Annotated in this window: 14 protein-coding genes; 13 read left to right on the top strand and 1 reads right to left on the bottom strand. The window is 58.9% G+C overall.

What is annotated here, in order from left to right; all coding sequences use genetic code 11:
* Window positions 1–93 precede the first annotated feature (93 nt).
* From ACLGE8_RS10755 to catA, 12 genes are read left to right on the top strand one after another with little or no spacing between them, the layout of a single operon-like run.
* The gene (locus ACLGE8_RS10755; RefSeq protein ID WP_410998415.1) at window positions 94–1221 is read left to right on the top strand and encodes an acyl-CoA dehydrogenase family protein; all 1128 of its coding nucleotides are present in this window, start codon (window positions 94–96) and stop codon (window positions 1219–1221) included.
* A 22-nt stretch (window positions 1222–1243) separates the two neighbouring features.
* Window positions 1244–1603, top strand: coding sequence for an IacB protein (locus tag ACLGE8_RS10760; RefSeq protein ID WP_410998416.1), 360 nt, complete (start codon window positions 1244–1246; stop codon window positions 1601–1603).
* A gap of 8 nt (window positions 1604–1611) precedes the next feature.
* Window positions 1612–2166, top strand: coding sequence for a nuclear transport factor 2 family protein (locus ACLGE8_RS10765; protein ID WP_410998417.1), 555 nt, complete (start codon window positions 1612–1614; stop codon window positions 2164–2166).
* Window positions 2156–3466 carry an aromatic ring-hydroxylating oxygenase subunit alpha gene (locus ACLGE8_RS10770; protein WP_410998418.1) on the top strand — a complete coding sequence of 437 codons (1311 nt, stop codon included), beginning with the start codon at window positions 2156–2158 and terminating at the stop codon, window positions 3464–3466. Before ACLGE8_RS10765 ends, ACLGE8_RS10770 begins: the two co-directional genes overlap by 11 nt.
* Window positions 3467–3949 (top strand): aromatic-ring-hydroxylating dioxygenase subunit beta, encoded by a 483-nt coding sequence (locus ACLGE8_RS10775; protein ID WP_410998419.1) that lies wholly within the window; start codon window positions 3467–3469, stop codon window positions 3947–3949. It abuts the gene before it with no gap.
* A gap of 10 nt (window positions 3950–3959) precedes the next feature.
* Window positions 3960–4700: an SDR family NAD(P)-dependent oxidoreductase gene (locus ACLGE8_RS10780; protein WP_410998420.1), complete on the top strand. Its 741-nt coding sequence runs from the start codon at window positions 3960–3962 to the stop codon at window positions 4698–4700.
* Window positions 4701–4710: 10 nt separating this feature from the next.
* A complete protein-coding gene (locus ACLGE8_RS10785) occupies window positions 4711–5643 on the top strand; it encodes a PDR/VanB family oxidoreductase (protein ID WP_410998421.1) in 933 nt (310 codons plus the stop codon).
* A gap of 11 nt (window positions 5644–5654) precedes the next feature.
* A complete protein-coding gene (locus ACLGE8_RS10790; RefSeq protein WP_410998422.1) occupies window positions 5655–6149 on the top strand; it encodes a flavin reductase in 495 nt (164 codons plus the stop codon).
* Between the two features lie 20 nt (window positions 6150–6169).
* Window positions 6170–7513: an MFS transporter gene (locus ACLGE8_RS10795; protein WP_410998423.1), complete on the top strand. Its 1344-nt coding sequence runs from the start codon at window positions 6170–6172 to the stop codon at window positions 7511–7513.
* A complete protein-coding gene (locus tag ACLGE8_RS10800; protein WP_410998424.1) occupies window positions 7500–8612 on the top strand; it encodes a muconate/chloromuconate family cycloisomerase in 1113 nt (370 codons plus the stop codon). The genes ACLGE8_RS10795 and ACLGE8_RS10800 overlap by 14 nt, the downstream gene beginning before the upstream one ends.
* Before the next feature lie 11 nt (window positions 8613–8623).
* Window positions 8624–8902, top strand: a complete 279-nt coding sequence (catC, locus tag ACLGE8_RS10805) for a muconolactone Delta-isomerase (RefSeq protein WP_410998425.1) — start codon at window positions 8624–8626, stop codon at window positions 8900–8902.
* A gap of 35 nt (window positions 8903–8937) precedes the next feature.
* The gene (gene catA / locus ACLGE8_RS10810; protein WP_410998426.1) at window positions 8938–9864 is read left to right on the top strand and encodes a catechol 1,2-dioxygenase; all 927 of its coding nucleotides are present in this window, start codon (window positions 8938–8940) and stop codon (window positions 9862–9864) included.
* Between the two features lie 104 nt (window positions 9865–9968).
* Here catA and proX read toward each other — a convergent pair whose 3' ends face one another.
* Entirely contained in the window at window positions 9969–10964 is a 996-nt protein-coding gene (gene proX / locus ACLGE8_RS10815) for a glycine betaine/L-proline ABC transporter substrate-binding protein ProX (RefSeq protein WP_410998427.1), read from the bottom strand.
* Window positions 10965–11373: 409 nt separating this feature from the next.
* Between proX and ACLGE8_RS10820 the strand changes: the two genes are divergently transcribed.
* Complete coding sequence (locus ACLGE8_RS10820) at window positions 11374–11682, top strand: hypothetical protein (protein ID WP_410998428.1); 309 nt, start codon at window positions 11374–11376, stop codon at window positions 11680–11682.
* Window positions 11683–12292 lie beyond the last annotated feature (610 nt).

Genomic DNA, 12292 nt, shown 5'->3' on the forward strand with positions numbered 1-12292 from the left:
CGCTTTACCTTTTCCCTGATGACTCAGTGAGTTCGACTCATTGCGGCCTCGTTCGCGCCGCGAACGGCTGCCTATCAATTTCTGGAGAAAGCTATGTCTACCGTCCAGGTCCGTGAATCGCTGGTTCCGCTGCTGAGCGAAGTGAGCGCACGCAGCACCGATTTTGAGCATCAACGCCATATTTCTGACGACATCATTACCGGTTTTAAACAGGCGGGCGTCTATCGCGCGCTGGTGCCAAAAATCTACGGCGGCGACGAGTGTACACCGGCGCAGTTCTGCGAGCTGATTGAGCAGATTGCTACGGCGGACGGTTCCGCAGGCTGGGTGGCGAGCTTCGGTATGAGCCCGTTCTATCTCGGTGCGCTGCCGGTGGACACCTTAAAAGAGCTGTATCGCGATGGCCCGGACGTGGTCTTTGCGGGCGGGATCTTCCCAACGCAAAAAGCGCGTCAGGCCGACGGCGGTTATCGGGTTAGCGGGCGCTGGAGCTTTGCCAGCGGCAGCATGGGGGCGTCGGTATTGGGCGTCGGCATTCAGCCCGATGGCGATCAGGCGCTGCCGCGCATGGCGGTACTGCCGCGCGCCAGCGTGCAGATTGACCCGGTATGGGACACCGTAGGCCTCGCCGGAACCGGCAGCCACGACCTGCTGGTAGACGACGTGTTTGTGCCACAGGAGTGGACCTTTATTCGCGGCGGCGCGCTGAACCTCGAAGGCCCACTGTACCGCTATCCGGTGCTCTCTCTGGCAACCCAGGTGCTCTCGGTGGTGGCGCTTGGCGTGGCCCGCGCGGCGCTCAACGAAATCTACGCCATCGCCCATCGCCAGCAGTCGGTCACCGGCGCGCCGCGTCTGGCGGATCGCCCGCAGGCGCAGATGCAAATTGCCCGCTGCGAGGCTGACCTGCGTTCCGCCCGCGCCTGGTTCTATGACGCCATTGACGACGTCTGGCAGCAACTGCTCAGGGGTGATGACGCGGAGTGCGCGCAGATCAACGCCTTACGACTTTCCTCAACCCACGTGACCCGCGTCGCCGCCGAAGTGGCACGCCAGGCGCTGGCGCTGAACGGTATGGGCGGCGTCACCATGACCAGCCCGCTGCAGCGCTACGTCCGAGACACGATGGTGATTACCCAACATGCCTTTATGGGCGACCTCTCGTACCTCAATGCCGGTACGGTCTTTTTCGGCGGTAAACCGATGCCCGGTTACCTGTGATTTTTAACCTAAGGAGCAACCAATGAGCCAATCAACCACACTGCGCGTGCTGTTTTGCATCGGCGTGAACCAGAACTTTTTTGATGCCAGCGCGGCTGAAGCCAAACAGGTATGGGACGCCTTTGGCGTGATGATGAAAGGGATGGAAGAGACCCCGGGGATCACGGTTATCGGCAATATGGACGACGACCAACTGATGGTCGGCCCGTCGACCACCGCACCCTGGACCACCTACGTACTGGCGGACGCTCAGGCGCTGGAAAACGTGGCGGCGGTCTGCAACCTGTTCCGTACCACTCCGGTCGGCGACAGCGGCAGCAAGCTGTGGAAGTACTGCAAAATCGAAGCCCGCGTCGGTCGCGAGCTGATTATTCAGGGCTAAGGGAGCAGATGATGACCTCTCAGGATGCGCTGCGCCTCCAGCAGCTCGAAGACCAGCAGGCCGCGCGAGTATGCATCAGCAACTATATGCACCTGTGCGACCGGCTGGATTCATTCGACACGGTACAGGCCATTGGCGCGCTGTTCTCCGTCGATGCCTGCTGGCAAGGGGTGGGGGAACCCTACGCCACGCGCCTGGGGCGTCATCAAGGACGCGCGGCGATTATCGCGATGATGGCGGGCTACGTTCGCCAGCCCGCGCACTTTGCCATGAACGCGCACTTTCTCTGCTCAGAGGCGCTAACGATGGCCGCTGGCGGAGAGGTTGAAGGCCGCTGGCTGATGCTGCAAACCTCCGCCTTTAACGCGGGCGGCGCGCACCTCAACGCCGCCGAATTAAACGTCACCTTCCGGCGCGAAGCGGGTGAAATGGTGATGCACCATTTCACCACCCGCAACCTGTTTAGCCGACCCGTAAGCCACTGGCACGCTGAGGATACCCTCCCGGTGCCGGACCAAAATCAGACCGTCGAAGACGTGCAGGAGAATGGACATGCAGTGTGACCACCTGATTAATGTGAAGAATATCGATACCACGACGCCAAACGCGCCGAGCCGCGAAGAGATTGCCTCGCTGGTACAGCACGACCGTGTACATACCTCGCTGTACACCTCCGAAGAGCTGTTCAATCTGGAGCTGGATCGCGTATTCGGCAAAACCTGGGTTTGGGTGGCGCACGCCAGCGAAATCCCGGAGACCGGCAGCTTCAAAACGACTGAAATCGGCACCCAGCCGGTGATCGTGGTGCGTGGCCGTAAAGGTACCGTCCACACGCTGCTGAACCGCTGCCGCCACCGCGCGGCCACCGTCTGCGAACATCGCAGCGGCAAAACCAACAGTTTCGTGTGCCCCTACCACGGCTGGGGCTACGCGCTCGACGGCAGCCTGCGCGGCGTGCCGCACCCGGAAAGCTATGCCGACCAGTTAGACAAGGGCGAACTGGGGCTGGTATCCCTGCGCACCGAACAGTACGCGGGCATGATCTTCGCCACCTTTAACGATCGTATTGAACCGCTTGAAGATTTCCTCGGCGCGGCGAAAAAGTGGATGGATCTGTTTATGAAACAGGGCGCGGGCTACCCGATCAAAACCGGCCCGGCGCACCGTTTCCGCTTCCCGGGCAACTGGAAAATCCAGCTCGAAAACACCACCGACGGCTACCACTTCCCGGTGGTGCACCGTTCGTTTTTAAGCTCGGTCGATAAGCAGACCGAAGAGATGCTCAACTTTGTCGACGGCAGCGGCTACGTCGAAGACCTCGGCAACGGCCATAGCGTGATGGTGATGATCCCGGAACTGGTGGATCTGGAAGCCAATCTTGATGCGCCGATCCCGGAGCGTTTCACCGAACTGGCCGACGCGCTGCGCGCCGATCACGACGAAGATCAGGTGCGCCGTATCGTCCGTGCGGTCGGTGGGTCCGGCTTCAACCTCAATATCTTCCCGAATATTGCCTGCTCGATGGCCTTCTTCCGCGTCTTGCAGCCGGTGTCGGTAAACGAAACCGAAATTCACCATGCGGTGATCACCATGGACGGCGGCCCGGAAATCGCTAACCAGGCGCGTCTGCGTCTGCATGAGCACTTCCAGGGGCCGATGGGCTTTGGTACGCCGGACGACTCGGAAGCGTGGGAGCGCGTACAGCGCGGGGCCACCGCCGGGGACGACCTGTGGATCATGCTCAACCGTGGTCTGGCCGGGGAATACCGCACCGACGATGGCCTGCGTAGCGACGTGAGCGCCGAAACCGGCATGCGCGCGGCCTACCAGCAGTGGAAAAAACTGATGACGGAGATGGAATAAATGACGACCGCTGAATCTGTACTGTTTAACGCCATCGCGGTTATCAACCTCGAAGGCGACCTGCTGGACCAGGGCGAGTTCGATGCCTGGCTGGATCTCTGGCAGCACGATGGCCTGTACGTGGTGCCGATCGACCCGACCGAGACCGACTTTAAAAACACGCTCAACTACGCCTGTGACGATCACGAAATGCGCGCCAAGCGGGTGAAGCGCCTTTATAGCGGCGAGTCTATCTCCACCACCCCGCGCGCCAGAACGCTGCGCACGCTGTCGCGCTTCCGCCTGCTGGAAGCCAGTGAAAGCGAAGTGGTGGTGCGTGGCGCGCAGTCGCTGTGGGAGCACCGCAAGGGCCACAGCCGCCACTACGCCGCCGACATCACCTGGCGCCTGCGCCCACAGGAAAGCGGCTGGCGCATCACGCAGAAGGTGATCCGCCTGGTCAACAGTGACGATGTGCTGCACAGCATCGGCTACATCCTGTAAGGAGCCGTTTATGACGCAAACCGTATTAGTGACCGGGGCCGCCTCCGGCCTCGGCAACGTGATTGCCGCCCACCTGCTGGCCGAAGGTTTTCAGGTGGTACTGACCGACGTTGACGCTGCCCGTGCCGCCGATGCCGCCGCAAAACTGGATAACGGCGACGGCAAAGTGCTGGCGCTGGGGCTGGATATTCGCCAGCCGGAAGCCTTCGACCAGGCGTTGGCGGCGACTATTGAGCGCTTTGGCAGCCTGCAGGTGCTGGTGAATAACGCCGCGCTGACGCTCGCTACCCCGGTAATGGACATTACCGCCGAGGAATTTGACCAGGTGATTTCCACCAACCTGCGCGGCACGTTCGTCGGCTGCCAGACGATGGGGCGCTACTTCGCCCGCCGTGGCTACGGCCGCATTATCAACCTGGCGTCGCTCGCCGGGCAGAACGGCGGCACCGCCTCCGAGGCGCACTACGCGGCGTCAAAAGGCGGCATTCTGACGCTGACCAAAGTCTTTGCCCGCGAACTGGCGAAATCCGGCGTGACGGTCAATGCCATCGCGCCGGGGCCGATGGATCTGCCAACGGTGCATGCGCTGGTGCCAGAAGAGAAGATGCCCGGCCTGTTACAGATGATCCCAGTCGGTGAACTTGGCGATGCGGCGTTTGTCGCCCAGGCCGTTGCGCTGCTGGCCTCTCAATCCTCGTCGTTTGTCACCGGGGCCACCTGGGACATTAACGGCGGGCTGTTTATGCGTTAAGGGGCCAGCGATGCTGACATTAAAGGTTATCCGCCGCGAGTTGCAGGGTGAGGTGGTGCTGCTAACGCTGGCTCAGGCCGACAGTGCCGTGCTGCCTGCGTTCACCGCCGGGGCGCATATCGACTTGCATCTGGGCGAGGATCTGGTGCGCCCGTACTCGCTGTGCGGCGATCCGTGCGAGCGCCATCACTACCAGCTTGGGGTGCTGAAAGACAGCCAGTCAAAAGGCGGTTCGCTCGCCGTTCACCGGCTACTGGAAGGCGATGAGATTCAGGTGAGCGAACCGCGCAACCTGTTTGCGCTCGATGAAAAAGCCAGTCACAGCCTGCTTATCGGCGGCGGTATCGGCATTACGCCCATGCTGGCGATGGCGGCGGAACTGCGGGCGGCAGGGCGCTCTTTCAGCCTGCACTACTGCGCGCGAAGCCGCGCCCAAGCGGCGTTTGTCGCCCAGCTTACCGCCTCGGCCTACGCCCCGCAGGTGCATCTGCACTTTAGCGATGAACAGCGTATCAACCTTAATGCGGTGCTGTGCGACGTACCTGCCGGTACCCACGTTTACGTCTGCGGCCCGACGCGGCTGATGGATGCGGTCAGCGAGCAGGCCACCGCGCAGGGCTATGCGCCGGAGCAGATCCACCAGGAGTGCTTTAGCGCCGAGGTGGAAACCGGCGGCCAGCCGTTTGAAGTGGTAGCCGCCGCCAGCGGCATCACCGTTCAGGTGGCGGCAAACCAGACCATCGTTGAAGCGCTGGCGCTGGCGGGGCTGAAGGTCTGTGTCTCCTGCAAGCAGGGGATCTGCGGCAGTTGTCTGACCGACGTGCTGGAAGGTGAGCCGGATCATCGTGACCACTATCTGACCGACGAAGAGAAGGCCGATGGCGATCAGATCCTGCTGTGTTGCTCCCGGGCGAAAAGCGCCCGCCTGATAATCGATCTTTGAGGATCTTCTCTATGACTCTGCAAACCGAATTTCGTAACGCCATGGCGCAGTTGGGCAGTGCGGTGTCGGTAATCACCACCGACGGCCCGGCGGGCAAATTTGGCTTTACCGCCTCTGCCGTCTGTAGCGTGACCGACCAGCCGCCGACGCTGTTGGTGTGCATGAACCGCAACTCTTTTGCCCACGCGCACTTCAAGCACAACGGCGCGCTGTGCGTCAACGTGCTGTCGAGCGACCACCAGGCGCTGTCCGGCATTTTTGCCAACGCCAGCCTGCGCTCCGAAGAGCGGTTCTGCCACGACAGCTGGCAGGTGATGGCCAGCGGTGCGCCGGTGCTGAGCTCCGCGGTGGCGAGCTTCGACTGTGTGATTGACGACTGCCACGAAGTGGGCAGCCACTCGGTCTTTTACTGCCGGGTGCAGGCGATTCGCATCAGCGAGCAGCCGCGCGGGCTGGTCTATTTCAACCGCCGCTACCACACGGTTGGCTGCGACGTGGAAGCCTAAAGACAAAAGGGGAATGCCGGATGAGCAATGTCGTTTCTGAAACTGCCGTCACATCAACGACCGTCCGCCAGGACGCGCAGCAAATGCGCAAGCTGGTGGTCGCCTCGGTACTGGGTAATGCGCTGGAATGGTATGACTTCTTTCTCTACGGTACCGCCGCGGCGCTGGTGTTCGGCCCGCTGTTCTTCCCGGTAGGCGGTGACCCGCTGCAGGGCACGCTGCTGGCGTTCTCCGGCTTTGCAGTCGGCTTTCTGGCACGCCCGCTTGGCGGCATTTTGTTCGGCCATATCGGCGACCGCTATAGCCGCAAGATGACGCTAATCATGACGTTGACGCTGATGGGGGCGACGACCTTTATTATCGGCCTGCTGCCGACCTACGCGCAGATAGGCATCTGGGCGCCGCTGTCGCTCATCATCCTGCGCTTCTTACAGGGCGTGGCTTCCGGCGGCGAGTGGGGCGGCGGCGTGCTGATGCTGAGCGAAAACGCCCCGGCGTCGCGTCGCGGCTTCTATACCGCATGGAGCCAGATGGGTGTCTCCGGCGGCTTTGTGCTCTCGGCGTTCGCCTTTTACCTCGTCCAGCAGTTGCCGGAAAGCGATTTCCTGAGCTGGGGTTGGCGCGTGCCGTTCTTGCTGAGCATCGTCATCTTCCTGGTCGGCGTCTATATCCGCAAAAACATTCGCGAGAGCAAAGCCTTCACTCAGGCGAAACCGGAAGACAAGCACGAGAAGATCCCGCTGTTGGTACTGGTGCGTGAACACCCGAAAGCGCTGCTGCAGGCCATTGCTCTGCGGCTGCCGGAAAACGGCGCGTCCTACATTTTCTTCACCTTCTCGGTGGTTTACGCCAGGCACATTGGCATCGGCACCGGGGAGATCATCAGCGCGGTGACGCTGGCGATGCTGATTGAATTCTTCTCGATCCTCTTCTGGGGCGCGCTGTCGGACAAGATTGGCCTGAAACCCGTTTACTACATCGGCGTGATTGGCCTGCTGGTGATGGCGTTCCCGTTCTTCTGGCTGCTCTCCACCGGCAACTACGGCGCGGTGATGCTGGCGATGTTCCTCGGTCTGCCGGTGTGCCACGGCGCGATGATCGGCACCCAGCCGTGCATCATGAGCGATCTCTTTCCGGTGCGGGTGCGCTACTCCGGGCTGGCGCTGGGCCATGAAGTGGGGTCGATCTTCTCCGGCGGCCTCGGCCCGATGCTGGCGGTGGCGCTACTGATGGCGTTCGACGCCTCCTGGCCGGTTTCCTTACTGCTGATCGGCTATGCGCTGCTGGCGTGGATTGCCCTGCGAAGCCTGCCGTCAACCCCAACACATTCTACAAAGGCTGGAGCAACAGATGTTAACGATTGAATCACTGACCTGCTGGCTGGTGGATATTCCCACCATTCGCCCGCACAAGCTGTCGATGGCCACCATGGGCTGTCAGACCCTGACCATTGTGCGCATGCAGTGTGCCGAGGGCGTGGTCGGCTGGGGTGAAGCCACCACCATCGGCGGGCTGAGCTACGGCGCGGAAAGCCCGGAGGCCATTCGCTCGGCTATTGAAACCTATCTGTCGCCGCTGCTGTGCGGCCAGACCTTCAGCGGCGTGGCGGCACTGGCGGAGAAGATGAACGCCAGCGTCAAGGGCAACACCTTTGCCAAATCGGCGCTGGAAACCGCGTTTCTCGATGCTCAGGGCAAGCTGCTGGGGCTGCCGGTGAGCGCGCTGCTCGGCGGAGCGATAACCGATCGTCTGCCGGTGCTGTGGACGCTGGCGAGCGGCGACACCGACAAAGACATTGAAGAGGGCAAACGGCTGCTGGCGGAAGGGCGGCACGACACCTTCAAGCTGAAAATTGGTGCCCGGGATCTGAAAACCGATATTCGCCACGCGCTGGCGATTAAGGCGGCGCTCGGTGACGAGGTCAGCGTTCGCGTTGACGTGAACCAGGCGTGGGATTTCACCACCGCGGTGAAAGGCATGAGTCAGCTACAGGACGGCGGTATCGACCTCGTTGAACAGCCAACCCCGCTGTGGGACCGACAGGGGCTGATTACCCTGAGCCAGCGTTTTGAGGTCCCGATTCTTGCCGATGAAGCGGTGGCAACCAGCCACGATGGTTTTGCTCTGGCGCACGGCGGGTTTAGCGGTGCCTATGCGCTGAAGATTGCCAAAGCCGGCGGCCCGGCGCAGGCGCTGAAGCTGGCGCACGTCGCGCAGGCGGCGGGCGTGGCGCTGTACGGCGGCACCATGCTGGAAGGGACGCTCGGTACGGTGGCTTCGCTGCACGCCTGGTCCACCGTGAAGATGCAGTGGGGCACCGAGATGTTCGGCCCGCTGCTGCTGAAAGACGACATCGTGGTCACGCCGCTCGACTTCCGCCAGGGGCAGGTTTCGCTGCCGCAGGGGCCGGGGCTGGGCGTGGAGATTGACCTCGACAAACTGCGTCATTACGCGCGCGACTAAAAGGAGCACCCATGCTGTTCAAAGTTGAAATGACCGTCAATATCCCGCCGACGCTGCCGAAAGCCGAAGCCGACGAGATCAAGGCCAAAGAGAAAGCCTACTCCCAGCAGCTTCAGCGCGAGGGGAAATGGCTGCATATCTGGCGCGTCGCCGGGCTGTACGCCAACGTCAGCATTTTTGACGTCGCCGATAACCAGGAACTCCATGACCTCTTAACCGCGCTGCCGCTCTATCCGTATATGGACATCTGCGTGCAGCCGTTATGCCGACACCCGTCGGCCATTGATTAAAACAACAACCCTTACCCTACGAAGAGGAATACGCAATGTCCGTTAATCCCGCAAAACAGACCGAACTGGAATCCTTACTGGCCATCAGCAGCGGCCTGAACGCCGAGCAGGGCAATGAGCGCTTTAAGGCTATCATGCATCAGCTGCTGAGCGACCTGTGCCAGACCATCCGCAAATTTGATATCACCGACGAAGAGTTCTGGCTGGCGGTGAACTACCTGAACGAGCTGGGCGAGCGCAAAGAAGCGGCGCTGCTGGCGGCAGGGCTGGGGCTGGAGCACTATCTGGATATGCGCGCCGATGAAAAAGAGGCCGCAGCCGGTCATGACGTGGGCACGCCGCGCACTATCGAAGGGCCGCTGTATGTGGCGGGCGCACCGCTGAGCAAGCAGTTTGCGCGCATGGACGACGGCAGCGAGCAGGGCGAGCCGATGTGGCTGCATGGGCAGGTAACCGATCTTGAAGGTAACCCGGTAGCGGGCGCAATTGTCGATATCTGGCATGCCAACACCCTGGGCGGTTACTCGTTCTTCGACCAGTCGCAGAGTGAATACCACCTGCGCCGTCGCGTGGAGACCGGCGCTGATGGGCGCTACGCGGTACAGAGCATTGTGCCTTGCGGCTACGGCTGCCCGCCGGATGGCCCAACCCAGAAGCTGCTGAACCAGCTTGGCCGTCACGGGAACCGTCCGGCGCATATTCATTTCTTCGTGTCGGCTCCGGGCTATAAGCACCTGACCACCCAGATCAATCTGAACGGCGATGCTTATCTGTGGGACGATTTTGCTTTTGCCACCCGTGAAGAGTTGATTGCCGATCCGGTGAAAATCACCGATAAAGCGCTTTCTCAGGAACGCAACATCAACCAGCCGCATACCGAAGTGAGCTTTAGCTTTGCGCTGGTGGAATCGGCTGAAAGCAGTGAAGAGAGCCGCATTAAGCGTGCGCGTGTGATGGAGTAATCGCCCCTCCACGGTAGCGAATAGTGCACCCTTGTAGCCCGGCCAGGCGAAGCGCCGCCGGGTTTACAAGGGCGAGGCGTTTATGCCGACCCCGGGAGCGCACCTTACTTCGCCGCCAGCGCCTCTTTTATCCAGCCGTCAAACGTCTCCTGGTGGGCCTTAATCCACCCGTCGACGTGACTCTGAATATCCTCCGGCGTTGATTTCCCGGTATGCATCAGCTGGTTCTGGGCGTTCACGTCCGCCAGCGGCAGCTTCGCCACTGCAAACAGCTTCGCTGCCGCCGGGTTCTTCGCCGCCCACTCTTTATTGGCAACGATGTACTCGTTATTCACCGCAAAGCCGTAATTCTTGCCGTTCGGCAATTCGGTATTCAAATCTTTAAGCGTGCCCGGATTCGCTGAGAACGGCACGGTCAGCCACACCACATCTTTCCCCGGTTTAAGCTCATCGCTGACCCAATACGGCGTCCAGGTCCAGTACAGCACCGGTTTACCGGCCTTATAGCGCGAGAGGGTGTCGGCAATAATCGCTGCATAGTTACCCTGGTTTTGCGTCACCGTCTTATCAAGGCCGTAGGCCTTAATCTGGGTATCAATCACCGAACCGCACACCCAGCCGGGGTTACATCCCGCTAAATCCGCTTTGCCGTCACCGTTGGCGTCAAATAGCTGCGCCAGCTTAGGGTCTTTCAGCTGTGAAATATCGGTAATATGGTATTTGTCGGCGGTTTTTTTATCGATCAAATAGCCCTGCGCTGCACCGCTAATATAGGTACCCTGGCGGTAGAATTTCTTATCGCCGCCGCTAGCGTTGTACATATCCTGCTGCAGCGGCATCCAGTTTACCGCCATATAAGTGGCATCTCCGGAGGCAATGGAGGTGTAGGCGACGTTGTACTCAACCTCTTCGATAGGCGCGACGGTATAGCCGAGCTGCGTCAACGCGCGGTTGATAATCTCGGTTTGAAACGTCTCTTCCGGTAGAGGACTTTGCACCGGGTGCACGGTCACGCCTTTACCGGGCAGGTCGGCGGCAAATAGGGTAGATGAGGTAAAAAGTGCTACCAGCGTAAGGACGCTTTTTGTTGTGGTTTGCATAATCATGACCTTATTATTTTCGCGTGTTAAGCCAGAAATGACAGGTTATTCCCGCTTGGATAAAAGGTGGAAATAAAGGCAGATGAGACGGTTATGTTCTCCATCAATTAACAATAATAACTTTACCCTAACATATTGAGCCGGGCTGGCAATGCGTAATATCGGCAGACCGGCCGTTTTATTGCCCTTTGGGGCTGAGGTTAATCTGAAAAATATTCTGATGGCGATCGCGGATTCGGCTGAAATAAGCGGTGAATACGACGAATGTCGGATGCCTGAAAAACGACGCTGACGCTAGAGTCAGTAGACTAACCTTTTCCGCCGACACGCTGGCGAATCAGGCCGTAAAAGGAGGTATGGCGAGGCGCTCGCGATACCGGTTATTGCTCACAGGATGTGAGGTCTGAAGATGAAAACCGTTCATGTAGTCTGCCTGGCGCTCGCCGCTTTAACGTTATCCTCCCCGCTTTTAGCACAAACGGGTCCTTCCTCAGGAAAGATTCACTTTATCGGCAAGATTGTCGAAGGTGGATGTTATGTTGTTCCTCAGGCACAAATCATGCAGGTAAGCTGCTACCGTGATGGAAAAAACCAGCTTCAGCAGGTCACCCTTCCAGCAACGGGTAATGCACCGATTATGCAGGCCTATGGCACGGTGAGTCAGAGAACGTTATCAACGCATCCGGAGTTGCGGGAAGTAACCATTAGCTATTTTTAAGTGATATCCCATCGTCGCCTTTTCTCTCACCCGGAGAAGAGGCGCTCCACGCATCTCTGATGGTCATCTTTTGGCCCGTCAGACAATAGTACCTGACTGAATTAGTAAGCTACCGCAAAGTAAAAATATCTTTTGCGATGAAGATCCTACTGACATTTTTATAAATTAAAAGTGCATGTTTATTTACGCTTATTTAGTCACGATTTGGTGTGTTTTACGATATAAATTAAAAAATATTCTCTACCGCTGAAATGCTATTTCACTTCGTTGGCGAGATACTCCTTATGTGGTATTAACACACAAAATTAACATCATGTACCGGTTATAATAGCTAATCGAAACAACAGACTAGCCTTTCACTTTCAAATGAAATACGCCTTCTTCGAAAAGTAACTGTCCACTATCGGATAAAAACGACGTTGTAAAACAATATTGGCATTGTGGATAATCTGCGCCATCAGGTCCGGATGATCTGACGACAAAATATTATTTATAGCGGTTGCTGCGAGAAAAATTGCCCAGTTCAATAATTACTTTGCAGACTATTTAATCTATTAAATGGGAACGTTCCCTTATTTTGTCTTAAACATCAGGGAAATATTATTTTTTG

This window comes from Kluyvera sp. 142486 (genome assembly GCF_046569695.1).
In the GTDB taxonomy this organism is placed as follows: domain Bacteria; phylum Pseudomonadota; class Gammaproteobacteria; order Enterobacterales; family Enterobacteriaceae; genus Kluyvera.

Bases quoted from the DNA above. Each gene is read 5' to 3' on its own strand.
- ACLGE8_RS10765 (WP_410998417.1), top strand. From the start codon at position 1,612: ATGATGACCTCTCAGGATGCGCTGCGCCTCCAGCAGCTCGAAGACCAG.
- ACLGE8_RS10780 (WP_410998420.1), top strand. From the start codon at position 3,960: ATGACGCAAACCGTATTAGTGACCGGGGCCGCCTCCGGCCTCGGCAAC.
- ACLGE8_RS10785 (WP_410998421.1), top strand. From the start codon at position 4,711: ATGCTGACATTAAAGGTTATCCGCCGCGAGTTGCAGGGTGAGGTGGTG.
- ACLGE8_RS10800 (WP_410998424.1), top strand. From the start codon at position 7,500: ATGTTAACGATTGAATCACTGACCTGCTGGCTGGTGGATATTCCCACC.
- ACLGE8_RS10820 (WP_410998428.1), top strand. From the start codon at position 11,374: ATGAAAACCGTTCATGTAGTCTGCCTGGCGCTCGCCGCTTTAACGTTA.
- ACLGE8_RS10790 (WP_410998422.1), top strand. From the start codon at position 5,655: ATGACTCTGCAAACCGAATTTCGTAACGCCATGGCGCAGTTGGGCAGT.
- catA (WP_410998426.1), top strand. From the start codon at position 8,938: ATGTCCGTTAATCCCGCAAAACAGACCGAACTGGAATCCTTACTGGCC.
- catC (WP_410998425.1), top strand. From the start codon at position 8,624: ATGCTGTTCAAAGTTGAAATGACCGTCAATATCCCGCCGACGCTGCCG.
- ACLGE8_RS10775 (WP_410998419.1), top strand. From the start codon at position 3,467: ATGACGACCGCTGAATCTGTACTGTTTAACGCCATCGCGGTTATCAAC.
- proX (WP_410998427.1), bottom strand. From the start codon at position 10,964: ATGCAAACCACAACAAAAAGCGTCCTTACGCTGGTAGCACTTTTTACC.
- ACLGE8_RS10760 (WP_410998416.1), top strand. From the start codon at position 1,244: ATGAGCCAATCAACCACACTGCGCGTGCTGTTTTGCATCGGCGTGAAC.
- ACLGE8_RS10755 (WP_410998415.1), top strand. From the start codon at position 94: ATGTCTACCGTCCAGGTCCGTGAATCGCTGGTTCCGCTGCTGAGCGAA.
- ACLGE8_RS10795 (WP_410998423.1), top strand. From the start codon at position 6,170: ATGAGCAATGTCGTTTCTGAAACTGCCGTCACATCAACGACCGTCCGC.
- ACLGE8_RS10770 (WP_410998418.1), top strand. From the start codon at position 2,156: ATGCAGTGTGACCACCTGATTAATGTGAAGAATATCGATACCACGACG.